Genomic DNA, 24,832 nt, shown 5'->3' with positions numbered 1-24,832 from the left:
CCTGTCCGTTTGCATGGCACGCTGTAGCGACGGTAACGACAAGATATCCTAATGACCCGCGACTGACCTGAGTGAGCGGCTTTTTTCCCATAACGTCACTCTTAATTATTTGGTTCACTCTCCTTTGCCCAGGACCGCCAGAATAGGATCCAGGAAGTTTTGCTGATTTATGTGGGTCTTAACGTTCTGTCGGCTTTGCCGCCATTTTTTGCAGCCTGTCACGGAACACCTGACGGCCCGGATTGTAATTCTCTGTAACCCAGCGCCGAAATTGCTGACGCCATTTCCTTGCCTGTGACGGGGATCTCGACGGATAATCCCCTATAGTCAGCTGAACGGGCTTACCCTCCCAGCAATAACGGTTGAAAAATGTCACTTCGCCAGTAAGGAAGAGGCTGACATGCAGGCTGGACGTGTTCGTGAATACCTTCGTTTTATCGCGGCGCTTAACTGTGTCTGATATCGATAAGCGACAGGTACATTTTCTCTGCGTATTCGCAAAGGCGTACACAAACCCTGTAAATTAAAGCTGTTCAGAGTTTTCCATGACAAAGCAACATAAAGCAGACTCACGGGGCAAGTAACTAAAATGACTGATTTTTCTGAAACAATATTGCCCGGCCTTAAGGATAGTAAAGTGAAAACGTATGCCCTCCGATAATATCTACGCCGAAAAACGCCTGCCCAGCGCGTTTCGTCAGAGCTGGCATCATTTCTATGGCAACCCGATTTCGATGGTCGGCCTGTATGGCTTTGGCGCACTGCTGCTGCTCTGCCTGTTTGGCGGTTTCATGGCACCCTATGGTATCGATCAGCAGTTCCTGGGATATCAGCTGCTGCCACCGTCATGGTCGCGCTACGGCGATGTCTCATTTTTCCTCGGCACCGACGATCTGGGGCGGGATGTTCTGAGTCGCCTGCTGAGCGGTGCCGGTCCGACGGTGGGTTCCGCGATTCTGGTGACGCTGTTCGCTACGCTGGGCGCGCTGGTGCTGGGCGTGCTGGCGGGCATGACGCACGGCATTCGCTCGGCGGTGATGAACCACGTGCTGGATACCCTGCTCTCTCTTCCGTCGCTGTTGCTGGCGATTATCGTGGTGGCGTTTCTCGGGCCGCGTCTTGAGCACGCACTGCTGGCGGTCTGGCTGGCGCTGATGCCACGTCTGGTGCGCGAAATTTACAGTGCCGTGCATGATGAGCTGGAAAAAGAGTATGTGGTTGCCGCGCGCCTGGACGGTGCCAGAGGTCGTAATATCCTGCGCTACGCCATCCTGCCCAATATTCTGCCGCTGCTGATTACCGAAATTACCCGCGCGCTGTCGATGGCGATTCTGGATATTGCCGCACTCGGTTTTCTGGACCTGGGCGCGCAACTGCCTTCACCGGAATGGGGCGCGATGCTGGGCGATTCGCTGGAGCTGATCTACGTTGCGCCCTGGACCGTGATGCTGCCCGGGGTGGCGCTGATGGTCAGCGTACTCATTGTTAACCTGCTCGGTGACGGCATCCGTCGCGCCGTCGAAGCGGGAGTGGAATAAATGCCGTTACTTGATATCCGTAATCTGACCATTGAATTTATGACCGCTGACGGGCCGGTCAAAGCGGTCGATCGCGTCAATCTGACGCTGGGCGAAGGTGAAGTCCGGGGGCTGGTCGGTGAATCCGGCTCCGGTAAAAGTCTGGTCGCCAAGGCTATCTGCGGCGTGACCAACGATAACTGGCGTGTGACGGCCGATCGCATGGTGTTTGATGATGTGGACCTGCTGCGCCTCTCCCCGCGCGAGCGCCGTCGCATTATCGGGCATAACGTCTCGATGATTTTTCAGGAGCCGCAATCCTGTCTGGATCCCTCTGAAAGTATCGGCCGTCAGCTGATGCAGGTGATCCCGCGCTGGACCTATAAAGGCCCCTGGCTGAAACGCTTCTGGTTCTGGCGCAAAACCCGCGCTATCGAACTGCTGCATCGCGTCGGCATTAAAGATCATAAAGACATCATGCGCAGCTTCCCCTATGAGCTGACCGAAGGCGAATGCCAGAAAGTGATGATTGCCATTGCGCTGGCTAACCAGCCGCGTCTGCTGATTGCCGATGAACCCACCAATGCGATGGAACCGACAACGCAGGCGCAGATATTCCGCCTGCTGAGCCGCCTGAACCAGAATAACAACACCACTATTCTGCTGATCAGCCACGACCTGCGCACCATGAGCCAGTGGGCGGACCGTATTAACGTGATGTACTGCGGTCAGACGGTGGAAACCGCTCACAGCGAAGATTTAATGAGCACGCCACATCATCCTTATACGCAGGCGCTGATTCGGGCGATGCCCGATTTTGGCCGCGCGCTGCCGCACAAAAGCCGTCTCAATACGCTGTCAGGGGCGATCCCATCACTGGAGAGCCTTCCGATAGGCTGCCGCCTGGGGCCACGCTGTCCTTACGCGCAGCGTAAATGTGTCGAAACGCCGCGCCTCACCGGCAGTAAAACACATCTCTTTGCCTGTCATTTCCCGCTGAATATGGAGGGCCAGTAATATGGAGACCCTGCTGGAAGTGCGCAACCTGAGTAAAACTTTTCGCTATCGCACCGGGCTGTTCCGCCGTCAGCACGTTGAGGCAGTAAAGTCTGTCAGCTTTACCCTGCGCGAAAAACAGACGCTGGCGATTATCGGTGAAAACGGTTCCGGCAAGTCCACGCTGGCGAAGATGCTCAGCGGCATGATTGCCCCCACCGAAGGTGAGATTCTGATTGACGACCACCCGCTGACCTTTGGCGATTACGGCTATCGCAGTCAGCGCATCCGCATGATTTTTCAGGATCCCTCAACCTCACTGAATCCGCGTCAGCGCATCAGTCAGATTCTGGAATTTCCGCTGCGACTTAATACCGAACTGGATGCAGAAGCGCGCGAGAAACGCATTATCGCCACCCTGCGACAGGTGGGATTACTGCGCGATCACGCCGGATATTACCCACACATGCTGGCACCCGGTCAGAAACAGCGTCTGGGTCTGGCCCGCGCGTTGATCCTGCAACCTAAAGTGATTGTGGCCGATGAAGCGCTGGCCTCACTGGATATGACCATGCGCTCCCAGCTGGTCAATCTGATGCTGGAGCTGCAGGAGAAACATGGAATCGCCTACATCTATGTCACCCAGCATCTGGGCATGATGAAGCACATCAGCGATAAAGTGCTGGTGATGCATCAGGGCGAAGTGGTTGAGCGCGGCGGCACGGCTGATGTGCTCGCCTCCCCGCTGCACGATCTGACCCGACGCCTGATCAGCAGCCATTTTGGCGAAGCACTGAGTGCCGAGGCCTGGCGGCGCGAGCGCTGATTTTTGCTGCATATCGCGGAAATTGCGGGCCGATTTACCTGATTAATGAGAGACGTGCTAGAATCCGCACGTCGATTAACGTCGGTCGCTTACTTTTTAACCATGCGGCCGCCAACTACAATGACCATAAGGATTACAGCTATGGGTTTTCTTTCCGGTAAGCGCATTCTGATTACTGGCGTTGCCAGTAAACTTTCCATCGCCTACGGTATTGCACAGGCGATGCACAAACAGGGCGCAGAACTGGCTTTCACCTACCAGAACGACAAGTTAAAGGGTCGTGTGGAAGAGTTTGCTAAAGATTTGGGTTCAGACATCGTGCTGCCATGTGACGTAGCCGAAGATGAGAGCATCAAATCTCTGTTCACTGAACTGGCAAAAACCTGGCCGAAATTTGACGGTTTCGTTCACTCTATCGGTTTCGCCCCTGGCGAGCAGCTGGTTGGCGACTACGTGAACGCCGTTACCCGCGAAGGCTTTAAAATCGCGCATGACATCAGTGCTTACAGCTTCGTCGCGATGGCCAAAGAGTGCCGCGAGATGCTGAATCCACACTCTGCGCTGCTGACCCTCTCTTACCTGGGTGCTGAGCGCGCGATCCCGAACTACAACGTGATGGGTCTGGCTAAAGCGTCGCTGGAAGCGAACGTGCGTTACATGGCGAACGCCATGGGCCCGGAAGGTGTGCGTGTTAACGCCGTTTCTGCCGGTCCAATCCGCACCCTGGCTGCATCAGGCATCAAAGATTTCCGTAAGATGCTGGCACATTGCGAAGCGGTTACCCCGATTCGCCGTACCGTTACCATTGAAGATGTCGGCAACTCAGCAGCATTCCTCTGCTCTGACCTGGCTGGCGGCATCACCGGTGAAGTGGTACACGTTGATGGCGGCTTCAGCATCGCCGCAATGAACGAACTGGAACTGAAATAAGTTCTGCAAGGGCGAGCCTGGCTCGCCCTTCACTTTACGCCCATCCTGCCCTTCCCGCCTGATTTCGCTGCCGTTATACCGTAACGCTATTAATTATCACCGATCAATCTTTTGCCCCGGACTGGCCATCAGCGACGATAAGCCTGCCCTTCGGTTTATGCATATTTTCAGATTCTGCCGCCTGCATACCGAACCCGAATTTGCAAAAGGATTGATCATGGAACAACGCCGCTATCCGGGCCATAACCACTGGTTTTACGAGAGCCAGACCAGTCCACGTACCACGCAGGCCGCACCGCTGGTGCCAGAGGCCGCCCATATCGATGACCGTTTTTTGCTGGGATGCCACGCCAGCGACGCCGTAGTGCAGTCACTGCTGCGCACGCATCAGCCGGCACTGCTGGCGGCGCGCGATCTGGCACAGCTGCTGTTTCCCGATCGCGTTGTCACCTCGCTGACGCACACCTTAACGCTTTATGACCGCCTCAGCACCGCACTGACCGTGGCACAGGTCGCGGGTGTACAGCGGTTGTGTAATCACTACTCTGCCCGCCTCAATCCGCTGCCTGGCCCTGACTCTTCACGGGAGAGTAATAATCGCCTGACCCAGATTACACAGTATGCGCGCCAGCTGGCGATGCAGCCTGAACTGATCAATGCCAGCGCCATCACCGCCCTGGATACGGTCGGCCTGACCGAACCCGATATTGTGACGCTGAATCAGCTGATTGGCTTTGTCAGTTATCAGGCGCGCGTCGTCGCCGGATTACAGGCGCTGCAGGCCCAGCCGGTACGCTGGCTGCCCGGTAGCATCGCACCACCTGATGCAGATTCCACTGGTTTTGACCAGCCAGCCCGCTGGCAGCCGGTACTGAAGCCGCTGGAGCTGCGGTATGCCAGTGCAGAGCAGCTCGCTGCCGTTACGCGTTGTCAGACGTTGCCCGGTATGCAGGACGCGGTATGGCTGCTGGCCCATGACCCATCGGCGCTGTATGGCTGGGCGCAGCTGCATCAGCATCTCTCACAGGAAAACACCCTGGCGGAAGCGACAGCCGCCCGTATTCTCGGCAGCCGCTGGGCGTTCCGGCTTCTGGCCAGGAATGAGGTTTTGATCGAGGGTGTCGATGACACGAATTTAAAAGGAGAAGAGCAACAGATCGTCGCGCTGTCGGCGCAGCTGACCCGTTCACCCGAGCGTTTCAGTGCGGCCCATCTGCAGCCGCTGATGGAGGCGGGCTGGGAACCTGAGGCGCTGTTCGCGCTGATTCAGAGCGTGGCGATAGGCAACTGGAACAGTCGCCTGTTTTACGCGCTGGGCGAGGCGCAGTAGCCTGAGCTAGACCGGTAACTGACCGCGCGCTTCGTCAAAAAAGTGCTGTGCCAGCGGAGTGGCACGGCCAGGTTCCGCTATCACCAGCGCCGCCTGGCGCGCCATCGGCGGCAGCGTAATGCCGCGCTGCTGTAACCCCTGAAGTGATGCGGGCAGCAGATGACCCACCGGCGAGACCAGCAACCCCAGACCGACCTGAGCACACTGCATCAGCTGCATGATTGAGGCACTCTCCACGATAACCCGCGGCACCAGCGCTGCCTCGCGAAAGGCCATATCAAGATAGCGGCGGAAATAGCGTGTTTGCTCTGCCAGGCAGAGCGGCTGTTGTGCCAGTTCGTCCAGCGTCAGCGGGGTTGCTCCCACCAGCGCCGGGAAGTGGTCAGGATGGAATACGGCTTCAACGCCCTGATCGGCCAGCATCTCAGTCTGGAAATGAAGCTCCCGCAGCGTCGCCATCTCAAAAAAGCCAATGCCGACATCCACGGTGTGGCTGTTAAGCGCTTCCAGCAGCTGATCAGCACTGAGTACCGCAATGCGGTAATCGAGCTGGGGATAACGCGCCTGCACGGCTTTCAGCAGCAGCGGCAGTGCCACGCTGCACTGCGGCACCACGCCTACCCGCAGCGTGCCGTTTACCCCATGTTTCAGCGATTCCACTTCCAGCTTCAGCCCCTGATAGACCGAAACTATTTCCCGGGCCCACGCCAGCACGCGATCGCCCTCTGGCGTAAATCCGGCAAAGTTATTGCTGCGGTTAATCAGCGGCAGGCCCAGCTCGCGCTCGAGATTTTTCAGACGCATTGAGAGGGTTGGCTGTGTAACAAAACTGGCTTCCGCGGCCCGCCCGAAATGGCGTTCCCGCTCCAGGTTACACAGGTAAATAAGTTGTTTAATGTCGATGTTAATTATCCATCAGCAGGTTTAAGACTGTTCGCGTGACTGTCTCACTGGCAGTATCAACCAGAGTATAAGGCTCAATGTTACCCTGCGCGGGCTCTGATCTTTTAACCGCACGGATCATCGGCGCAGTCGGGACAAATAAATCAGAGCTACGCGCGACGCTTATCTGAACCGCAGCGATAACCGCAAAATCACCGCTTCATACCCTCTGGTTTACTGACTTTGTTACCAGGGCATTCAGCGCCAGGCAGATTAACCCGAACCCTATGGGTAACAGGAAATCGTAGCCGAGCAGTCGGTAAAGCCCGATGCCGGCCACCCCGCCTGCAAGGAAAGACAGCAGGGTCAGACTGTGCAGCCGCAACCGCCCCAGCCAGAGCGGCGCATCTTTCGTTGAGGCTTTGCGCCGCAACACTTCAAACAGCATCGCCAGCTCAATCCCGATATCAGTCGCCGTGCCGGAGATATGGGTGGTGCGAACCCGGGCATTGGAGATCCGCGTGACCACCGCATTCTGCAACCCCATTAAAAAGCTCAGGCTCATGATCAACACCACGCCGGGCGACAGCGGCGGAAAGTGATTCTCAATCACGCCTAGCGTCATCAGCGCGATCCCCTCAATCAGAATAACGAAGGCATAGATAGTACGGATATTCCTGCGGTGCCCGGCATTAATTATCAGCGTTGAAAACATGGAGCCCGCAATAAACAGCAGCACGATCGACAGAAAAAACAGGCCAGGCCCCAGGTTCGCTTTTGCCAGATGATCGGACAGCAGCGAGACATTCCCGGTCATGTTAGCTGAAAAGAAACCGACAATCTCAAAGGCGGCGGTATTCAGCGCGCCTGCGGCAGCGGCCAGCGTGCAGGCCAGTCGGGTATCGGCGCTGTTGCTGCGGGCACTTTCTGTGCTGATTAGCATGACAACCCCGTGTTCAGTGCAAAGCCGTATAATCCGCCCATTCTGCCTCAGCCACAAGGCGCTGAATCAAACACGTTATTCTCTGCCTCACGATGCGCATCACAGCCCCATGCAGGATCCCGCGCTGCCTGGACGCAGCGCGGAAGAAACCAGTCAGCTGTTTGCCAGACGGAAAGTCGAGACCGACTGCGTCAGGTACTGCACCTGCTCTTCCAGTGAGGCCGACGCCGCCGCAGACTCCTGCACCAGCGCCGAGTTCTGCTGGGTCACGCTGTCCATCTCGGTAACCGCCTGCTCAATCTGACCGATGCCGCGACTCTGTTCATCAGACGCGGTAGAGATGTGCTCCATCAGCAGATTCACGCGGCTGACCGAGGAGATAATGGCACTCATCGCCTCGCCGGTCCGGCTGACCTGGTCGGAACCGGCGTGGATGATGGAGACCGATTCTGCAATCAGCCCCTCAATCTCTTTGGCGGCGGTGGCGCTGCGCTGGGCCAGGTTACGCACCTCCCCTGCAACGACCGCAAAACCACGTCCCTGCTCACCCGCACGGGCGGCTTCAACGGCCGCGTTCAGCGCCAGAATATTGGTCTGGAAGGCGATGCTGTCGATAACGGTAGTGATTTCTTCAATCTTCTTCGAGCTGGCGTTAATCAGCGCCATCGATGTCACCACTTCCTGCGAGACTTTTTCGCCGCTTTCCGCGTTTTTCACCGCTTCACTGGTCAGACGGCAGGCTTCAAAGACGTTTTCAGTGTTCTGTTTCACCGTTGCGCCCAGTTGCTCCATGCTGGCAGCGGTTTCGGTCAGCGCAGCGGCCTGCTGTTCAGTGCGCGAGGCGAGATCGATGTTGCCCGCCGCAATTTCCTGCGAGGCGGTAGAGACTGAGCGGGTTGAATCACGCACCTGAAGAATAATGGCGGTCAGCGCGCTGCGCATCTGCTCCAGCGAGCCCATCAGCATCTGAATTTCACTGCGTGAACCCGGTTTTACCGGCACGGTGGCATCCAGCACGCCCGCCGCAATCAGCTTGCAGTGCTCCTGCGCTTCATTGATTGGCGAAAGGACATAGCGCTTCATGAAGATGTAAATGGCGATGATGATGCCGAAAAACAGCACGCCAAACAGACCCAGCAACGTAATACCAGAGGTGAAGTGACTCTGTGCGTCGCTGTTGAGCTTTTTGGCGTAGGTTTCGTGCTGGGCAAGAACACGGTCCAGAATAATTTCATACTGACGATCCAGACGAACCACGGTCGGAATCTGATTTTTAAAACGCACCTGATCGTGCGCCTCTGCGGCCTCAATCAGCGGCTGCAACCCCTGCTGACGATAGGCCTGATAAGCCTGGCTGTAGGCATCTGCCTCCGCCTCTTCGCCCGGCAGACGCGGCGCATTCATATAGGCCTGGAAGGCGGCATCGGCTTTACCTGCCACGGTCCGCACGCTGTCCAGCGTGGCGGGATTGCTGGCATCACTGCCCTCAATCTCCTTCATGTACTCCATCAGACGAACACGCAGCGTACGGCTGTGGTTAATCGGGTCAATAACCGAGAGCACCACGCGAATCTCTTTGTTGACCGCGTTCAGGGAGTGATTGCTCTGAATCAGCAGCCAGGTGCTGATCGCCACGCTGGTAAGAAACAACGCCAGCAGGAAGGAAAAGATAATCAGGGAAGACTTTTTTAACGACATCGCGATGTTCCGAAACAGGGAGTATTAGTCGCTATATCGGCAGAAAGGTGCGCCCCATTAGGGCTGTACTTTTTTTAGTTACAATAAGCGGAACGGCAGTGTTCAGTATATGAGCAGAAAGAGGTGCTAACCGCCTGCGGGCACCGGACGGTTAGCGAAGTAATCAAGTCTGAAGAGAACTGTCGTTACGCGACACCTAGCGCCATTTTCACTTCATTAGCGATCTTCTCGACCTGCGGACCATAGATAACCTGTACATCGTGCTCGCTGACGCGATTAACCCCGTTAGCACCGGTGCTCATCAATGTCTGATCGACCACCTGATTCATCTCTTTGACCCGAACCCGCAGGCGGGTAAAGCAGCAATCGACATCCTCGATATTGGCCTGCCCGCCCAGTCCGCTGATAATTACCTGCGTCCGCTCATCCGCAGCGACCTGTTGCGGTTTCTCCTCCTCTGACTCCCGGCCCGGCGTTTCGACATGCATCCGGGTTATCACCAGCCGGAAAGCATAGTAGTAGATCGGTGCATAGATGACGCCCAGCGCCAGCGTCCACCACCAGTGGGTTTTCGCGCCGCCCAGCATGCCGAACACCACCAGATCGATAACGCCGCCCTGCACGTTGCCGATCATCAGATGCAGCATCGACATCAGCATAAACGACAGACCGGTCAGGAAAGCATGCAGCAGATAGAGCACTGGCGAGACAAAGATAAAGCAGAACTCCAGCGGCTCGGTAATCCCGGTGGTAAATGAGGTCAGCGCGCCCGCCATGACCAGCGCTTTGACCCGCTGCTTATGTTCGGGCCGCGCGGTGTGATAGATCGCCAGCGCCGCAGCAGGCAGACCAAACATCATCACCGGAATCTTGCCCTGTGCCAGAAACTGCGTGGCGGTGCGCAGCGTCTCATCGGGTATTGATCCCGGATGGGTCAGCGAGGCATTGAAGATGTTCAGCGCACCGACCACCGTCTGACCATCGACCACCGCCATGCCGCCAATTGGCGTGAAGCGCACGGTTTCGTTGAGGATATGATGCAGGCCGGTGGGGATCAGAATGCGTTCAAAGGCCCCCAGCAGAAACGCGCCATACTGGCCGCTTTTGCCAATCATCTGGCCAATCCAGGCGATACCCTGCCCGATGGTAGGCCAGACCAGCGCCAGCAACACCCCAATCAGCGGCAGACAGACCACGGTCACGATCGGCACAAAACGCCGTCCGCCAAAAAAACTGATCGCGGTTGGCAGCTGCTGGGTATAGAAACGATTGTGCAGCGCCACCGTGATCAGACCGGCAATCACCCCGCCCAGCACACTCATGTTGTAGGTGAAGACGCCCAGCATGTTGATGTACTCCGCCGAGGTCATCATGGCGGTGGTCTGATCCATCCCCGCCTGCTGCAGCGAGGCGGGCGTAGTAGTGGCTGCGGTGATCCCTTTCGCCGCCAGCGTGGCGCTGATACCCACGTTCATCACGATATAGCCAATCACCGCGGCAAAGGCGGCGGTAGGTTTTTCCGCTTTCGCCAGTCCGATGGCGCTCGCCACTGCAAAGAAGACCGGCAGGTTGGCAAACAGCGCCCCGGCGACCTTGCGGATAAATCCAATGATTAACTGCGGCACCTGCATCTGCGCAAAGGCCTCGCCGGTCACCGCCGGGTTCTGCATCGCCGCCGCCAGCCCGAGGAAAATACCCGCTGCAGCGATGACCGAGATTGGCATCATCAACGCTTTGCCAAACGCATGGATCTGGCTGGTCAGCTGTTTCATGGATTTGCGCCCTCTCTGATAGTGAACAGCAAGTATTAGCCTGTTGTGGGGAGAACTCCCGTTATCAGCCGGTTAAAGGCGGGTAAAATCTGACCACCATCACAATTCAGGCCGATGCACGATAAACGGCAGCTATCGCACCATTAAGTCAATCAATTAGACAAGGTATGAGGATATCTGCAGACTTTGTTTCACCATCAGGCTATAACCTGATAACAAACACCAAACAATAATTCCTACTATAAAAAGCCTGCACTCAATATGAAATTTAAACGCCAAATCAAACCCTACCGCGCGGCTGCGGGCGGCTGGGGTTCACTGGAAGCCACCACGCGTTTCGTTCTTGACAGCAAAGCGGCCCTGAAAAATATGCGCAATCTGATGCGCATGAACAAAGCACGCGGTTTTGACTGTCCGGGCTGCGCCTGGGGTGATGACAATAAAAGTACCTTCAGCTTCTGCGAAAACGGCGCCAAAGCGGTGACCTGGGAAGCGACACGCCGCATGGTCGACAGCGATTTTTTCGCTAAGCACAGCGTGACAACGCTTTATACCCAGAGTGACTACTTCCTGGAGTATCAGGGGCGTCTGACCCATCCACTGCGCTACAACGCGGAAACCGACCACTACGAGCCGATCAGCTGGGATGATGCCTTTGCACTGATCGCGCAGCACATCAAGGCGATGGACCATCCGGACCAGATGGAGCTTTACACATCCGGTCGCGCCAGCAATGAAGCCTCCTGGCTTTATCAGCTGTTTGGCCGCCTGATGGGCACCAACAACTTCCCTGACTGCTCCAACATGTGCCACGAAGCCAGCGGCACCGGTCTGAAGCGCAGTATTGGCGTCGGCAAAGGCACCATCCGCCTGGATGATTTCGATCACGCTGATGCCATTTTTGTCTTCGGGCAAAATCCTGGCACCAACCATCCGCGTATGCTGCATAGCCTGCGTCACGCTGCCGATCACGGCGCGAAGATCGTCACCTTTAATACCCTGCGCGAGCGCGGTCTGGAACGTTTTGCCGATCCGCAGAAACCGCTGGAAGTGGTGACCTCGAAAGCCGGCAACATCAGCTCCTCCTATTACCAGCCGAACCTGGGCGGTGATATGGCGGCGGTACGCGGCATGGTGAAATCCCTGCTGGAGACCCATCGTGCGCGTCTGGCCGCCGGTGAAAGTGGCCTGTTTGATCAGACCTTTATCAATGCCAAAACCAACGGCATTGAGGCCTATCTCGACGCGGTGGATAACACCAGCTGGATGCAGATTGTGGCGCAGTCTGGCCTGACTCAGGCGCAAATCCGTGAAGCGGCTGCCATCTATCAGAGCGCTGACCGCGTGATCTGTACCTGGGCGATGGGCATCACTCAGCATAAGCACTCGGTCGACACGGTGCGCGAAATCACCAACCTGCAGCTGCTGTTTGGCCAGCTGGGCAAAAAAGGCGCAGGCCTCTGCCCGGTTCGCGGTCACAGTAATGTGCAGGGCAACCGCACCATGGGTATCGATGAGAAACCGGCCAAAGCCTTCCTGGATGCGCTGGGTAATCATTTCGGTTTCGAGCCACCGCGTGCGCCAGGCCACAACACCGTTGAAGCGCTTAACGCGATGCTGCGTGATGAAGTCAAAGTGCTGATCGCGCTGGGTGGCAACCTGGCTGCGGCTGCGCCGGATTCACCGCGCACCGAAGAGGCGCTGTCACGCTGTGGTCTGACCGTCCATATCAGCACCAAACTGAACCGCAGCCATCTGGTGCCGGGTCACGAAGGGCTGATTCTGCCAACGCTGGGTCGCACCGAGCGCGATACCCAGGCAACCGGCAATCAGTTCATTACCGTGGAAGACTCTTTCAGCATGGTCCACGCCTCTGAAGGTATCGGTATTCCGCTGGCAGAAACACAGCGTTCAGAGACCTCGATTGTTGCGGGTATCGCCCAGGCAGTGCTGGGTGATGAGAAAGTGAAATGGCGCGAGCTGGCGGGTGATTACAACCTGATCCGTGAGCACATTGCCGCGACGATTCCGGGCTTTGCCGACTTCAACGCCAAATGCGATATCCCGGGTGGTTTCTATCTGGGTAACGCGGCAGCAGAGTTGCGCTTTAATACGCCAAGCCAGAAAGCGGAGTTCAACGCGTCGGCGCTGCCGACCTCGCTGTTCCCGACGCTGGATCAGGACGTGCCCTTTACGCTGCAGACGCTGCGTTCCCATGACCAGTACAACACCACTATTTACGGCCTTGATGACCGTTATCGTGGCGTGTTTGGTCAGCGTGAAGTGGTGTTCATTAACCCGGACGATATGGCAGACCTGGGCTTCACCGAAGGCCAGAATGTTGATATCGAAACGCTGTGGAATGATGGCATCACCCGTCGCGTCAGCGGCTTCAAACTGGTTCCCTACAATATTCCGCGCGGTAACCTGGCGGCCTATTATCCGGAAACCAACCCGCTGGTGCCGCTGAACAGCTTTGGCGATGACAGCGGTACACCGACCTCTAAATCGGTGCCGGTGAAGCTGGAACTCTCTGAGGCACTGGCCGAACAGCGCATCGCCTGATAGCGCCTTCGCTACTCCCTGAAAAGCCGGTTCGTCCGGCTTTTTGCCTTGCCGCGCGGCGTCGATTCGCGTAAAACTGTCAGCCGCAATCAGCCAACGAAACGTAAAAATTATGTTCCAGGATAACCCGCTGCTCGCGCAGCTGAAAGAGAAGCTCCATTCGCAAACGCCTCGTGCTGAAGGCGTCGTTAAAGGCACCGAAAAAGGCTTCGGCTTTCTGGAAGTCGATGCGCAAAAAAGCTACTTCATTCCGCCACCGCAGATGAAGAAAGTCATGCATGGCGATCGTATCACCGCCGTGATCCACAGCGATAAAGATCGCGAAAGCGCTGAGCCGGAAACCCTGATTGAACCGTTCCTGAGCCGCTTTGTTGGTCGGGTGCAGAAAAAAGACGATCGCCTGTCGATTGTGCCGGATCATCCCCTGCTGAAAGATGCCATTCAGTGTCGCCCTGCGCGCGATGTCAGCCATGCATTTGAAAATGGCGACTGGGCCGTAGCAGAAATGCGTCGCCATCCCCTGAAGGGCGATCGCGGCTTTTATGCCGAACTTACCGATTTTATTGTTAAAGCTGATGACCACCTGGCACCGTGGTGGGTGACGCTGTCGCGTCATAACCTTGAGCGTGAAGCGCCTGACGTCAGCTTTGGCGAGATGCTGGATGAAAATCTGACGCGTGAGGATCTGACCGCGCTGGATTTTGTCACCATCGACAGCGCCAGCACCCAGGATATGGATGATGCGCTCTATGTGGAAGCGCAGGATGATGGCGCCCTGCGTCTGACCATCGCCATCGCTGACCCGACCGCCTACGTGCCGGAAGGCAGCCAGCTTGATAAGCTGGCGGCGCAGCGCGCGTTTACCAACTATCTGCCGGGCTTCAACATCCCGATGCTGCCGCGCGAACTCTCTGATGATGTCTGCTCGCTACGTCCGAATGTGCGCCGTCCGGCGCTGGCCTGCCGCGTCACGGTGGCCGCCGATGGCACCTTAAGTGATGACGTCGAGTTCTTTGCGGCCTGGATTGAGTCCAAAGCCAGGCTGGCCTACGACGACGTCTCAGACTGGCTGGAAAACAGCGGCAGCTGGCAGCCGGAGAGTGAGGCGATTGCGGAACAGATTCGTCTGCTGCACCGTCTCTGCCTGGCGCGCAGCGAGTGGCGTCAGACCCACGCGCTGGTGTTTAAAGATCGCCCGGACTACCGCTTCCTGCTGGGTGAAAAAGGCGAAGTGCTGGAGATCGTGGCTGAACCTCGCCGCATCGCTAACCGCATCGTTGAAGAGTCGATGATTCTGGCGAACGTCTGCGCGGCGAAAGTGCTGCGTGACCGTCTCGGCTTTGGTATCTATAACGTCCATGCCGGTTTCGATGCGACCAATGCTGAGCAGGCCGCCGCCGTGCTGGCCAATCACGGTATTACCGTGGATGCACAGGCGATCACCACGCTGGATGGTTTCCGCGTGCTGCGTCGTGAGCTTGATGCTCAGCCAACCCAGTTCCTCGACAGCCGCATCCGTCGTTTCCAGACCTTCGCGGAGATCAGCACCGAGCCAGGCCCGCACTTTGGCCTCGGTCTGGAGGCGTACGCCACCTGGACCTCACCGATTCGTAAGTTCGGCGACATGATCAACCATCGTCTGCTGAAAGCGATTATTCGCGGTGAGCAGATTGCCCGCCCGGATGATGCCGTAACGGTGACGATGAGTGAGCGCCGTCGCCTGAACCGGATGGCGGAACGTGATGTCGGTGACTGGCTCTACGCCCGTTATCTGGCCCCGTTTGCGGGCACCGACCGTCGCTTCAGCGCTGAGATTATCGATGTGTCGCGCGGCGGTATGCGCGTTCGCCTGGTCGAGTTTGGCGCCGTCGCCTTTATCCCGGCACCCTTCATTCACGCCGTGCGTGATGAGCTGGTTCTCAGCCAGGAAAATGGCAGCGTCCAGATTAAAGGTGAAGTGGTTTACCGCGTGACTGACGTGATTGATGTGATCATCGCCGAAGTCCGTATGGAAACCCGCAGCGTTGTGGCCCGTCCTGCCGTCTGAACACGGCGTGTTTAAGCGATAAATCTGGCGGGATAACTTCGGTTATCCCGCCTGTTCCCGCCCCGTCCGCGTTACAAAAACGTTAAATTTGTACCCCGCTTCACACTTCTCCACTGATTAACTTTCACTTACATTCCATTACATTAAGTTTAACTCGTTGTTTTCGATCGCCTTCCCTCGGTCCCTACAAGGAGTTAGTCATGAAAAACGTCAAAACCAGTGTCATCTGGTTAGTGGTGGCGTTAATCGGCGCGGGCGCTTTCGCCATGCTGGCCCTCAGCCGCGGCGAACACGTCAACGCAGTCTGGCTGGTGATAGCCGCTGTCGCCTGTTACAGCATCGCGTATCGCTTCTACAGCCTGTTTATCGCCCGCAATATCTTCGAACTGGACGATCGCCGGATGACTCCCGCCGAGCGGCTGAGCGACGGACTCGATTATGTCCCGACCAATAAATGGGTGCTGTTTGGTCATCACTTTGCGGCTATTGCCGGTGCCGGTCCGCTGGTCGGTCCGATTCTGGCGGCGCAGATGGGCTTTCTGCCGGGCACCATCTGGATTCTGGTCGGCGTGATGCTGGCGGGCGCGGTACAGGATTTCCTGATCCTGTTTATCTCAACCCGACGTGACGGTCGCTCGCTGGGCGAGATGGCGCGGCAGGAGCTGGGGGCGTTTGCCGGTGTGGTGACGATGCTCGGGGCGCTGGGCGTGATGATCATTATCCTGTCGGCGCTGGCGCTGGTTGTCGTGAAGGCGCTGGCGAACAGTCCGTGGGGCCTGTTTACCATCGCGGCCACCATTCCCATTGCGCTGTTTATGGGCGTTTACATGCGCTTTATCCGGCCTGGTAAAATTGCCGAAGTGTCACTGATTGGCTTTGTGCTGATGATGGCGGCGATTATTTATGGCGGTGACGTGGCACAGCATCCTTACTGGGGCCCCTTCTTTACCCTGAAAGGCACCTCGCTGACCTGGGTACTGGTGATTTACGGCTTTATTGCTTCGGTGCTGCCGGTCTGGCTGCTGCTGGCACCGCGCGACTACCTTTCGACCTTTCTTAAAATCGGCGTGATTGTCGGGCTGGCGGTGGGCATTGTCTTTGCGATGCCTGAGATGAAAATGCCAGCGGTGACCAAATTTATCGACGGCACCGGCCCGGTCTTCTCCGGTGCGATGTTCCCGTTCCTGTTTATTACCATCGCCTGCGGCGCGATCTCCGGCTTCCATGCGCTGGTCTCCAGCGGCACCACGCCGAAGCTGGTGGAGCGGGAAAGTCATATCCGCTTTATTGGCTATGGCGCCATGCTGATGGAGTCGTTTGTGGCGATCATGGCGCTGATTTGTGCCTCGGTGCTGGATCCCGGCGTCTATTTTGCCATGAACTCACCTGCCGCGCTGATTGGTACCACCGTTGAAAGCGCGTCACAGGTGATCAACGGCTGGGGCTTTGTCGTGACGCCAGAAATGCTGAGCGGCATCGCCCGTGATGTGGGTGAAGGCTCGATTCTCTCCCGCGCAGGCGGCGCGCCCACTTTCGCCGTAGGTATGGCTCACATCATTACCGAGATCTTTAACAGCCGCGCGATGATGGCGTTCTGGTATCACTTCGCCATTCTGTTCGAAGCGCTGTTTATCCTGACCGCCGTCGATGCGGGTACCCGCGCCTGCCGTTTTATGGTGCAGGATCTGGTGGGCACCGTGGTGCCCTCTCTGGCGAACAACCGCTCCTGGCTGGGTAACATGGCGGGCACCACCGTCGCGGTCGCGGGCTGGGGCTTCTTTGTCTATCAGGGCGTGGTCGATCCACTGGGCGGCATCAACACCCTGTGGCCACTGTTTGGTATCGGCAACCAGATGCTGGCGTCGATGGCGCTGATTCTTGGCACCGTCGTGCTGTTCAAAATGAAAAAACAGCGCTACGCCTGGGTGACTATTCTGCCCACCGTCTGGCTGTTTATCACTTCGATGACCGCGGGCTGGCAGAAAATTTTCCACGAAAAACCGTCCATCGGCTTCCTGGCCCAGGCGAATAAGTTCCGCAAAGGGCTGGATGAAGGCGTGATCATTGCGCCGGCAAAAAGCGTGGCGGATATGCAGACCATCGTGTTCAGCAATCAGATTAATGCGGCGCTGTGCGCCTTCTTTATGCTGGTGGCGGTCACGATGCTGGTCGCCGCGTTCTTTGTGATTCGTCGTGCGCTGAACAGTACAGTGCCAACCACCAACGAGACGCCGGTGGCACTGCGCAACAAGGCGGTGCGTCATGTCTGATGCCATTCATCAGGGCCACCGTCCACAGGGTGAGTGGCAGATTATCCGCTGCCACCTGACGGCTTCGCCGATGCCGCAGGCCCTCAGCTGGCGGGGATTCTGGCGCGGTCTGCAACAGTGCTTCCGCTTAATGGTCGGGGTCCAGGATTATCAAAAATATCTGCAGCATATGCGTCTGCATCATCCCGACCAGCCGCCGATGAATGAGCGCGATTTCCACCGTTACTGCCTTGACGCCCGCTTCCCCAGCCAGGCGGGTAAACTGGGCAAATGCCCCTGCTGACCGCACGCTACAGCCCCGCGCCGCCGGGGCTTTTTTGTGCCATTCTTATCTGGATAGAAAAATATATTTGGTTTGCATCTTGTACTGGCGTCAGATGATGAATACTGTTGCTAAAATAATGAGATAACGCCTGCAGAGCACTTCCCGGAGGAAGTTTCCATGACCGATGAACACGGGCAAACGTTGTTGTACACTCTTTTTGGTACAACCAGCCCTCATTGGCGTCTGACCGCGGACAGCGATGCGTTGCATTTTGCCGAAGATGAGTCATCACAAACCAATATCGCCCTGCCGCTGACCCCCGGCCAGGCCGCAATGATCCGCGCGATGCCGGTCATCACCTCAAGCATCAATCTGACTATGACCCTCCAGGGCATTGATGTGCCGATGCATTTTGTCGGACGTAAAGTGAATCAGGCTTCATGGGCCGGCACCGCCTCTGCCTGGGGCGATACGTCTGCAGTTGCACGCGATTTAACCCTGGGGCTGTCGTTCGCTGAACAGGTGGTTTCTGAAGCTAATTCGGTGATTGTAATCCTCGATCAGCGCGGCAATATTCAGCGTTTTAACCGCCTGAGTGAAGAATATACCGGCCTGAATGAGCACGAGGTTATTGGCCGTAATGTCTTTCAGCTTTTTATGACCAAACAGGAAGCCTCACAGTCACGACGCAACATTGCAGGCTTCTTCCGTGACGGTAACTCTTATGAGGTTGAGCGCTGGGTCAAAACCAAAAAGGGTCAGCGACTGTTTCTGTTTCGTAATAAGTTTGTTCACAGCGGCAGTGGCAAAAATGAAATTTTCCTCATCTGTTCTGGCACAGACATCACCGAGGAGCGACGCGCCCAGGAACGCCTGCGGGTGCTGGCAAACACCGATACGGTGACCGGTTTACCCAATCGCAACGCCATTCATCAACAGATTAGCCTGGCGCTGGAGCGGTCCGAGGGGGATGAGACCGGCGTGGTTTATCTCGACCTCGATAATTTTAAAAAAGTGAACGACGCCTACGGTCATATGTTCGGCGATCAGTTGCTGCAGGCAGTTTCACTGGCCATCCTCAGCTGTCTGGGTAAAGACCAGACCCTGGGCCGTCTGGGTGGCGACGAATTTGTGGTGCTGGCTGAGCACACCAGCCAGGCTGCACTGGAAGCGATGTCTTCCCGCATTCTTGAGCGGCTGCGTCAGCCTTTCCGTATCGGGCTAATCGAAGTTTACAGCGGCTGTTCAATTGGCATCGCTTTTGCGCCGCTCCATGGCGACGATCGCGAGAGCCTGATTCGCAACGCGGACACCGCGATGTATCACGCCAAAGAGAACGGGCGCGGCAAGTTCTGCGTGTTTGCGGCAGAGATGAACCAGCGGGTCTTTGAGTATCTGTGGCTGGATACTAACCTACGCAAGGCGCTGGAACTGGATCATCTGCTGGTGCACTACCAGCCAAAAATCGACAGCGACGGCCAGGTCCGCAGCGCTGAAGCACTGGTGCGCTGGAACTCACCTGAGCGTGGTCTGGTCTCGCCCGCTGACTTTATTCCCTATGCTGAAGAGTCAGGGCTGATTGTGCCGCTGGGACGCTGGGTCATGCTAAACGTGCTGAAGCAGATTATCGCCTGGCGTGAGCAGGGTATTTTTCTGCGCGTCGCCGTCAACGTTTCAGCCCGTCAGCTGATTGATCAGAGCATCTACACTGACCTGAAACAGGCGCTGCACGAGGCTAATATCACCGACTGCCCCATCGATATTGAGCTGACCGAAAGCTGCCTGATTGAGAATGAAACTGAAGCGCTGAAGCTGATGAAGCAGTTTCAGGAACTGGGCGCACAGGTGCACCTGGATGATTTTGGCACCGGTTACTCCTCGCTTTCTCAACTGGCACGCGTACCAATCAATGCCATCAAACTCGACCAGAGCTTTATCCGCGATATTAACAAGCAGCCGGTTTCACAATCGCTGGTGCGCGCTATCGTCGCCGTCGCCAAGGCGCTCGATTTGCAGGTAATCGCTGAGGGTATTGAGACCCCGGATGAAGAGAAGTTTGTCCTCAAAAGTGGTGTCGATGGGCGTCAGGGTTACTATTACGCAAAACCAATGCCCGCGGAACAATTTGGGCATTGGCTGGCTAAGCATCCTGCCCGCGTTTAACGCTGGTTAAGATTAACCCGCTTTACGCAGTGATGCGCTGTGGCGGTTTTGTAACTGTACCAGGCGTTCCATGTAAGCAATATCTTTGGGTTCGATAGTGAAGGCATAATCAACCCAATCCTCAGTAATATCCATCAGCTCAGCGCGTGACAGTTGCAGCACGCGCTGACGCGCTTTCAGCATCGCCCGCACGCCATTGAGCTTAGGTCGTAACGTATCGATAAAGGTGCGTGTGGCGCGGTAGCTGTCGCCAGGCTGGAAGACTTTATCCACCAGTCCGCGCGTCTCATACCACTCCGCGCTATGGGACTCTCCTTCACAGATTAACTCCTCTGCCAGCTTCATGCCGGAACGACGCGCCACCAGCGAGTAGCCGCCCATGCCAGGAAACAGGTTAAAGGCAATTTCCGGGAAGCCCATCCGCGCGTTGTTCTGCGCCAGAATGAAGTGATGCGCCAGCGCCGCTTCAAATCCACCGCCCAGCGCACTGCCTTCAATCATCGCCAGCGTCACCGCGCCGGTGTCGAAACCGCGTGCTGCTGAATGGATGCAGTCCACACAGGCTCGGGCATAGGCTCGCAGCGCCTCACGGCGGTTATTGCGAATGCACTCGACGAAGAAGCGCAGATCGCCACCGGCGTTGAACATCTGCGGCACCAGTGAGCCGGTGACCCAGAAATCAATTGGCAGACCGGAGCGCTGAGCGGCGTAGCTCAGGTTCATGATCTCCTCAATCAGTTCGTGGTTGAAGCTCGGACGGGGCTGCGCACGCAGCATCATCCACATGGTACGACGCCCTTCTTCGTAATAGGCGACTAACTGCGTGGTGTTGCCGACTTCGGTAAATAATCTGCACGTTGCTTGGTTAATAACTGTCATTGTCTCATCCTCTGTTTATATTTTGATGCGTTAAATACGCCACATCAGCGTAATGCAGAGTGAGGCCAGACCAAATGAGAGATTGATTTACAACACAAAATCCAGAGTGATCCCCGACTGGCGCGTCGGGGATTGATTAGGCGGGTTACTTAATAGCGGCACGCTGCCCGACGGCAACATGAAGACGCTTAAGACGTTTTGAATAGATGGCGGTGATGATGGGCACCAGCACAGAGGTCACAATCACGGACGTGGCAACCAGCGCCGTGGCTGCCGGGGCAACCGGTTTGAACTGCGGCAGCATTTCGGCAATCAGCACCGGTGTGGCCACCGCCGCGCCTGCCGTACTGGATGCGGCCACGCCAGCCGTGCCATCTCCCCCGCCAATCAGCCGATCGGCCAGAATAAGCGGAATGCCGGTAATGATGATGACGGCTATGCCCAGCATGATGCCCAGCAGACCGGTTTCCGCAATCACCCCAAGGTTAATGGTGTTACCCAGGGCAAAAGCGAAGAAGGGAATCAGCGTATGTACCGCTTTTCCGAAGAAGTCGCGTAACTCCGGATCAAGATTCCCTAATGCAAATCCCACCACAAACGGCAGGACAGCGCCGACAAACACGTGCGGCTCGAATGAGGCGATGCCGGCGGTGCCCAGGATCACCATGGTCATCAATGGCCCGGACTCCAGCGACATCAGCACAAAAGCGCCCGCTTCCTCTTTCGAACCGTACTGTTGCATGATGGAGGCATAAAGACCGCCATTGGTCATATCCATCGCGGCGACCAGCGCCAGCGTCGATAAACCAGCAAACATCCCCACTTCTACGCCATTTTCCGGCATCACCCGCGAGGCGATCGCCGCTACCACCCATGCCACGGCAATTTTGGTAAGCACCAGCGTGCCTGATTTACGCAGTACCGTTCCGGTGGCGCTGAGTTTTATCGACGCCCCCATACAAAAGAACCAGACGGCCAGGATGGGCACGGTGCCGGTCATCAGACCGTTGGTGAAGGAACCGAAATATTTCCCGGCCCCTGGTGAGAACGTATGGCAGAGTGCGCCGATAAACAGCGGTACGAGCATCATGCCGCCCGGAATTTTATCTATTGCCCGTTTGATGTGCATATGAATGTCACCTTTGCTATGCCAGAGGGTGGAGCTTGAAGTGCCCGAAGGCGATGCAGGCAAAGTAGTGACTTGAGGTAATCAAAACAGTGATCGATTCGATTAAATGAAACACTGTTTTATTTTTGTTGATAGCTTGTTTTGTTAACTATGATGCGGATCGCCATACCAGTCTCAAAAGAGACCAAAAAAACGGGACGCTATTGCGTCCCGCCTGTTATTTCTGGCCGTACCAGGCATTCTCGCCATGCTTTCGCAGATAGTGCAGGTCAAGCAGCGTCTGATTGATAGGCGGGAGGTTAGCGGTCAGCTGCTGGCTGAACAGACCCATATAAGCTACCTCTTCCAGCACGACGGCGCTGTGCACGGCGGCGTGGGCATCTTTCCCCCACGCAAAGGGGCCATGGGAGTTGACCAGCACCGCCGGGATCGCCGAGGGTGACAATTCACGCTGCGCGAAGGTCTCGATGATCACCTGGCCGGTATTCCACTCGTAGTCGTGCTGAATCTCTTCATTGCGCATTGCACGGGTACAGGGGATCTCGCCATAGAAATCATCAGCGTGGGTAGTTCCCCAGGCCGGAATGGGGCGTCCGGCCTGTGCCCAGATAGTGGCATGCCGCGAGTGAGTATGGACAATACCGCCTGCCTCGGGCCAGGCAAGGTAGAGCGCACGGTGCGTCGCCGTGTCCGATGAGGGTCGTTTATCCCCTTCTGCCACCTCACCAGTCGCCAGATCGACCACAACCATGTCGTCGCGCTTCATCACGTCATAGCTTACGCCAGACGGTTTAATCACCAGCAAGCCCTGTTCGCGATCAACCGCACTGACATTGCCCCAGGTGAAGGTCACCAGGTTATATTTGGGTAAATCCAGATTCGCTTCCAGAACCTGTTGTTTAAGGTGTTCCAGCATGCCTTTTCTCCTGCTGACAATCGTCCCTGAATTTTGCGGAGTCAGACGCCAAAGGGTTATGGAGCAAATGGCTATAAACGCAGAAGGAATAGCTGTGAATCGAAAAATGTGTCGTGATTTAAGAATTTTCTATCTTCGGAATTTATCCAGAATGCTTAGAATCTTCTCAGGCAATGCGTGGACCTGTCGGGTCCGGCATTGTGCCTCACCCGCTACAAACGGTTTGTCCATGGTGATCACATTTCGATGCCGTCACGGATGCGGCAATGATGCGACACAAGCGGGCTGAGGAAATATCGGAGCTATACTAAGAGTGTTGCCTCTGTGAGCACATCAAAGGAGAAGTGTATGACAACAACAATGAAACGAATCACTGCCGTTGTACTGGCGACCACGTTAGCTGTTGCACTGAGCGGCTGTTCTAACTGGTCTAAACGTGACCGCAACACCGCGATTGGCGCGGGCGCGGGCGCAATTGGTGGTTCAGTATTGACCAATGGTAGCGCACTCGGCACAGTCGGCGGCGCCGCTGTCGGTGGTATTATCGGTCATCAGGTCCACTAAGGACCTTATTAAAAGAATAATCGGCTACGCTAAGCATCTGCATGACAATCGGGCTACTCTGGTAGCCCGATTTTTTATTCAGCCACCCGCCAGTTTGACCTTCATCCCTTTAGCTTCCAGCAGCGTTTTCAGTAAATCGCGTTTATCGCCCTGAATTTCAATAACGCCCTCTTTTACCGAACCGCCACAGCCACACTTCTTTTTCAGTTCAGCTGTCAGCAGCGTCAGAGCCGCATCATCCAGGTCGATGCCGGTGATCAGGCAGACGCCTTTGCCCTTGCGTCCGCTGGTCTGACGCTGGATCCGCACAACACCATCCCCTTTTGGCCGTTCCGCTTTTGGCTCAGGCTGCGTAATGCGCCCGCTGTCGGTTGAGTAAACCAGTGGATTGTCATTCGCCATTATTGTGTCTCCAGACTGTCCAGGATCGTCTGCAGGGCGGCGGCGGGATCGGCGGACTGCGTAATCGGACGCCCGATAACCATATAGTCCACGCCCGCCTGCTTCGCCTGCTGCGGTTTCATGATGCGACGCTGATCGCCGGCATCGCTGCCTGCCGGACGAATTCCCGGCGTGACCAGCGCAAAGTCCTGACCCAGCGCCTGTTTGAAGCGGACCGCTTCATGTGCAGAACAGACCACACCATCCAGTCCGCACGACTGGGTCAGCTTCGCCAGTCGCTCAGCCTGTTCGGCAGGGGAAAGCGTAATGCCCAGCTCTCTGAGATCGTCGGCATCCATGCTGGTCAGTACGGTCACCGCAATCAGCAGCGGCGCATCTTTACCAAAGGGAAGCAGCGCCTCGCGCGCCGCATTCATCATCCGCGCCCCGCCACTGGCATGCACATTGACCATCCAGACGCCAAGATCGGCTGCGGCAGCCACGGCATGCGCGGTGGTGTTAGGAATATCATGGAATTTAAGATCGAGGAACAGCTCAAAGCCGCGCTGCTGCAGAGTGTTAACCAGCGAGGGACCAAACAGCGTAAACATCTCTTTGCCCACTTTCAGGCGGCAACTGCGGGGATCGATCTGGTCGACAAAACGCAATGCGCTGTCGAGATCATGATAATCCAGCGCTACCAGAATCGGCGAAGCGGTCACGTTGTGGGGTGAAGGCATGGCATTTCCTCTGCAGTGA

General features: G+C 56.6%; 21 protein-coding genes. 11 read left to right on the top strand and 10 right to left on the bottom strand.

Annotation, left to right across the window (positions count from 1 at the left end; genetic code table 11):
* Window positions 1-178: 178 nt before the first annotated feature.
* A complete protein-coding gene (locus tag EGO56_RS22690) occupies window positions 179-511 on the bottom strand; it encodes an Arm DNA-binding domain-containing protein (protein WP_135908617.1) in 333 nt (110 codons plus the stop codon).
* Between the two features lie 136 nt (window positions 512-647).
* On the opposite strand from EGO56_RS22690, the gene sapC reads away from it, so the two are divergent.
* The 5 genes from sapC (at window position 648) to EGO56_RS09025 (ending at window position 5,599) form a co-directional block, all read left to right on the top strand.
* Window positions 648-1,538, top strand: a complete 891-nt coding sequence (gene sapC / locus EGO56_RS09045; RefSeq protein ID WP_013357991.1) for a putrescine export ABC transporter permease SapC — start codon at window positions 648-650, stop codon at window positions 1,536-1,538.
* Window positions 1,539-2,534, top strand: coding sequence for a putrescine export ABC transporter ATP-binding protein SapD (sapD, locus tag EGO56_RS09040; protein WP_135908615.1), 996 nt, complete (start codon window positions 1,539-1,541; stop codon window positions 2,532-2,534). It abuts the gene before it with no gap.
* A gap of 1 nt (window position 2,535) precedes the next feature.
* Window positions 2,536-3,339 (top strand): putrescine export ABC transporter ATP-binding protein SapF, encoded by an 804-nt coding sequence (gene sapF / locus EGO56_RS09035; RefSeq protein ID WP_013357993.1) that lies wholly within the window; start codon window positions 2,536-2,538, stop codon window positions 3,337-3,339.
* Between the two features lie 141 nt (window positions 3,340-3,480).
* Window positions 3,481-4,269 (top strand): enoyl-ACP reductase FabI, encoded by a 789-nt coding sequence (gene fabI, locus EGO56_RS09030; RefSeq protein ID WP_010244547.1) that lies wholly within the window; start codon window positions 3,481-3,483, stop codon window positions 4,267-4,269.
* Window positions 4,270-4,486: 217 nt separating this feature from the next.
* Window positions 4,487-5,599, top strand: coding sequence for a CMD domain-containing protein (locus EGO56_RS09025; protein WP_135908613.1), 1,113 nt, complete (start codon window positions 4,487-4,489; stop codon window positions 5,597-5,599).
* A gap of 6 nt (window positions 5,600-5,605) precedes the next feature.
* Here EGO56_RS09025 and EGO56_RS09020 read toward each other — a convergent pair whose 3' ends face one another.
* From EGO56_RS09020 to EGO56_RS09005, 4 genes are all read right to left on the bottom strand, one after another.
* Window positions 5,606-6,502 (bottom strand): LysR family transcriptional regulator, encoded by an 897-nt coding sequence (locus EGO56_RS09020; protein WP_135908611.1) that lies wholly within the window; start codon window positions 6,500-6,502, stop codon window positions 5,606-5,608.
* A 199-nt stretch (window positions 6,503-6,701) separates the two neighbouring features.
* Window positions 6,702-7,424, bottom strand: coding sequence for a YoaK family protein (locus EGO56_RS09015; protein WP_135908609.1), 723 nt, complete (start codon window positions 7,422-7,424; stop codon window positions 6,702-6,704).
* Between the two features lie 153 nt (window positions 7,425-7,577).
* The gene (locus EGO56_RS09010; protein WP_033732802.1) at window positions 7,578-9,122 is read right to left on the bottom strand and encodes a methyl-accepting chemotaxis protein; all 1,545 of its coding nucleotides are present in this window, start codon (window positions 9,120-9,122) and stop codon (window positions 7,578-7,580) included.
* A gap of 185 nt (window positions 9,123-9,307) precedes the next feature.
* A complete protein-coding gene (locus EGO56_RS09005; RefSeq protein WP_135908607.1) occupies window positions 9,308-10,894 on the bottom strand; it encodes a PTS transporter subunit EIIC in 1,587 nt (528 codons plus the stop codon).
* A 261-nt stretch (window positions 10,895-11,155) separates the two neighbouring features.
* Between EGO56_RS09005 and EGO56_RS09000 the strand changes: the two genes are divergently transcribed.
* The 5 genes from EGO56_RS09000 (at window position 11,156) to pdeR (ending at window position 20,204) form a co-directional block, all read left to right on the top strand.
* Window positions 11,156-13,459 carry an FdhF/YdeP family oxidoreductase gene (locus EGO56_RS09000; RefSeq protein WP_135908605.1) on the top strand — a complete coding sequence of 768 codons (2,304 nt, stop codon included), beginning with the start codon at window positions 11,156-11,158 and terminating at the stop codon, window positions 13,457-13,459.
* A gap of 112 nt (window positions 13,460-13,571) precedes the next feature.
* The gene (locus EGO56_RS08995) at window positions 13,572-15,506 is read left to right on the top strand and encodes an exoribonuclease II (RefSeq protein ID WP_135908603.1); all 1,935 of its coding nucleotides are present in this window, start codon (window positions 13,572-13,574) and stop codon (window positions 15,504-15,506) included.
* Window positions 15,507-15,706: 200 nt separating this feature from the next.
* Window positions 15,707-17,776 carry a carbon starvation CstA family protein gene (locus EGO56_RS08990; protein WP_135908601.1) on the top strand — a complete coding sequence of 690 codons (2,070 nt, stop codon included), beginning with the start codon at window positions 15,707-15,709 and terminating at the stop codon, window positions 17,774-17,776.
* Window positions 17,769-18,059 (top strand): YbdD/YjiX family protein, encoded by a 291-nt coding sequence (locus EGO56_RS08985; RefSeq protein ID WP_013358002.1) that lies wholly within the window; start codon window positions 17,769-17,771, stop codon window positions 18,057-18,059. Before EGO56_RS08990 ends, EGO56_RS08985 begins: the two co-directional genes overlap by 8 nt.
* Before the next feature lie 159 nt (window positions 18,060-18,218).
* A complete protein-coding gene (pdeR, locus tag EGO56_RS08980) occupies window positions 18,219-20,204 on the top strand; it encodes a cyclic di-GMP phosphodiesterase (protein WP_013358003.1) in 1,986 nt (661 codons plus the stop codon).
* Window positions 20,205-20,216: 12 nt separating this feature from the next.
* On the opposite strand, the gene EGO56_RS08975 is transcribed toward pdeR, so the two are convergent.
* From EGO56_RS08975 to araD, 3 genes are all read right to left on the bottom strand, one after another.
* Window positions 20,217-21,083 carry a crotonase/enoyl-CoA hydratase family protein gene (locus EGO56_RS08975; RefSeq protein ID WP_003853843.1) on the bottom strand — a complete coding sequence of 289 codons (867 nt, stop codon included), beginning with the start codon at window positions 21,081-21,083 and terminating at the stop codon, window positions 20,217-20,219.
* A gap of 145 nt (window positions 21,084-21,228) precedes the next feature.
* Window positions 21,229-22,212, bottom strand: coding sequence for a 2-keto-3-deoxygluconate transporter (gene kdgT, locus EGO56_RS08970; protein WP_013358004.1), 984 nt, complete (start codon window positions 22,210-22,212; stop codon window positions 21,229-21,231).
* 217 nt (window positions 22,213-22,429) lie between these two features.
* A complete protein-coding gene (gene araD, locus EGO56_RS08965; RefSeq protein ID WP_135908600.1) occupies window positions 22,430-23,128 on the bottom strand; it encodes an L-ribulose-5-phosphate 4-epimerase in 699 nt (232 codons plus the stop codon).
* A gap of 348 nt (window positions 23,129-23,476) precedes the next feature.
* Here araD and osmB point away from each other — a divergent pair, with 348 nt between their 5' ends.
* A complete protein-coding gene (gene osmB / locus EGO56_RS08960; protein ID WP_003853848.1) occupies window positions 23,477-23,692 on the top strand; it encodes an osmotically-inducible lipoprotein OsmB in 216 nt (71 codons plus the stop codon).
* A gap of 78 nt (window positions 23,693-23,770) precedes the next feature.
* Here the strand turns inward: osmB and yciH are convergent, their stop codons facing one another.
* Both yciH and pyrF read right to left on the bottom strand, forming a co-directional pair.
* Window positions 23,771-24,094 (bottom strand): stress response translation initiation inhibitor YciH, encoded by a 324-nt coding sequence (gene yciH / locus EGO56_RS08955; RefSeq protein ID WP_135908598.1) that lies wholly within the window; start codon window positions 24,092-24,094, stop codon window positions 23,771-23,773.
* Window positions 24,094-24,813, bottom strand: coding sequence for an orotidine-5'-phosphate decarboxylase (pyrF, locus tag EGO56_RS08950; protein ID WP_167493427.1), 720 nt, complete (start codon window positions 24,811-24,813; stop codon window positions 24,094-24,096). Before pyrF ends, yciH begins: the two co-directional genes overlap by 1 nt.
* Window positions 24,814-24,832 lie beyond the last annotated feature (19 nt).

This window comes from Pantoea vagans (assembly GCF_004792415.1).
Lineage (GTDB): Bacteria > Pseudomonadota > Gammaproteobacteria > Enterobacterales > Enterobacteriaceae > Pantoea > Pantoea vagans.
This window is presented reverse-complemented; position numbering and strand designations above follow the sequence as displayed.

Coding starts and splice junctions, on each gene's coding strand:
- EGO56_RS09010 (WP_033732802.1), bottom strand. CDS start 9,122: ATGTCGTTAAAAAAGTCTTCCCTGATTATCTTTTCCTTCCTGCTGGCG.
- osmB (WP_003853848.1), top strand. CDS start 23,477: ATGACAACAACAATGAAACGAATCACTGCCGTTGTACTGGCGACCACG.
- sapD (WP_135908615.1), top strand. CDS start 1,539: ATGCCGTTACTTGATATCCGTAATCTGACCATTGAATTTATGACCGCT.
- araD (WP_135908600.1), bottom strand. CDS start 23,128: ATGCTGGAACACCTTAAACAACAGGTTCTGGAAGCGAATCTGGATTTA.
- sapF (WP_013357993.1), top strand. CDS start 2,536: ATGGAGACCCTGCTGGAAGTGCGCAACCTGAGTAAAACTTTTCGCTAT.
- pyrF (WP_167493427.1), bottom strand. CDS start 24,813: ATGCCTTCACCCCACAACGTGACCGCTTCGCCGATTCTGGTAGCGCTG.
- EGO56_RS09025 (WP_135908613.1), top strand. CDS start 4,487: ATGGAACAACGCCGCTATCCGGGCCATAACCACTGGTTTTACGAGAGC.
- fabI (WP_010244547.1), top strand. CDS start 3,481: ATGGGTTTTCTTTCCGGTAAGCGCATTCTGATTACTGGCGTTGCCAGT.
- sapC (WP_013357991.1), top strand. CDS start 648: ATGCCCTCCGATAATATCTACGCCGAAAAACGCCTGCCCAGCGCGTTT.
- EGO56_RS08990 (WP_135908601.1), top strand. CDS start 15,707: ATGAAAAACGTCAAAACCAGTGTCATCTGGTTAGTGGTGGCGTTAATC.
- EGO56_RS09000 (WP_135908605.1), top strand. CDS start 11,156: ATGAAATTTAAACGCCAAATCAAACCCTACCGCGCGGCTGCGGGCGGC.
- yciH (WP_135908598.1), bottom strand. CDS start 24,094: ATGGCGAATGACAATCCACTGGTTTACTCAACCGACAGCGGGCGCATT.
- EGO56_RS09015 (WP_135908609.1), bottom strand. CDS start 7,424: ATGCTAATCAGCACAGAAAGTGCCCGCAGCAACAGCGCCGATACCCGA.
- EGO56_RS08975 (WP_003853843.1), bottom strand. CDS start 21,083: ATGACAGTTATTAACCAAGCAACGTGCAGATTATTTACCGAAGTCGGC.
- kdgT (WP_013358004.1), bottom strand. CDS start 22,212: ATGCACATCAAACGGGCAATAGATAAAATTCCGGGCGGCATGATGCTC.
- EGO56_RS09005 (WP_135908607.1), bottom strand. CDS start 10,894: ATGAAACAGCTGACCAGCCAGATCCATGCGTTTGGCAAAGCGTTGATG.
- pdeR (WP_013358003.1), top strand. CDS start 18,219: ATGACCGATGAACACGGGCAAACGTTGTTGTACACTCTTTTTGGTACA.
- EGO56_RS08995 (WP_135908603.1), top strand. CDS start 13,572: ATGTTCCAGGATAACCCGCTGCTCGCGCAGCTGAAAGAGAAGCTCCAT.
- EGO56_RS08985 (WP_013358002.1), top strand. CDS start 17,769: ATGTCTGATGCCATTCATCAGGGCCACCGTCCACAGGGTGAGTGGCAG.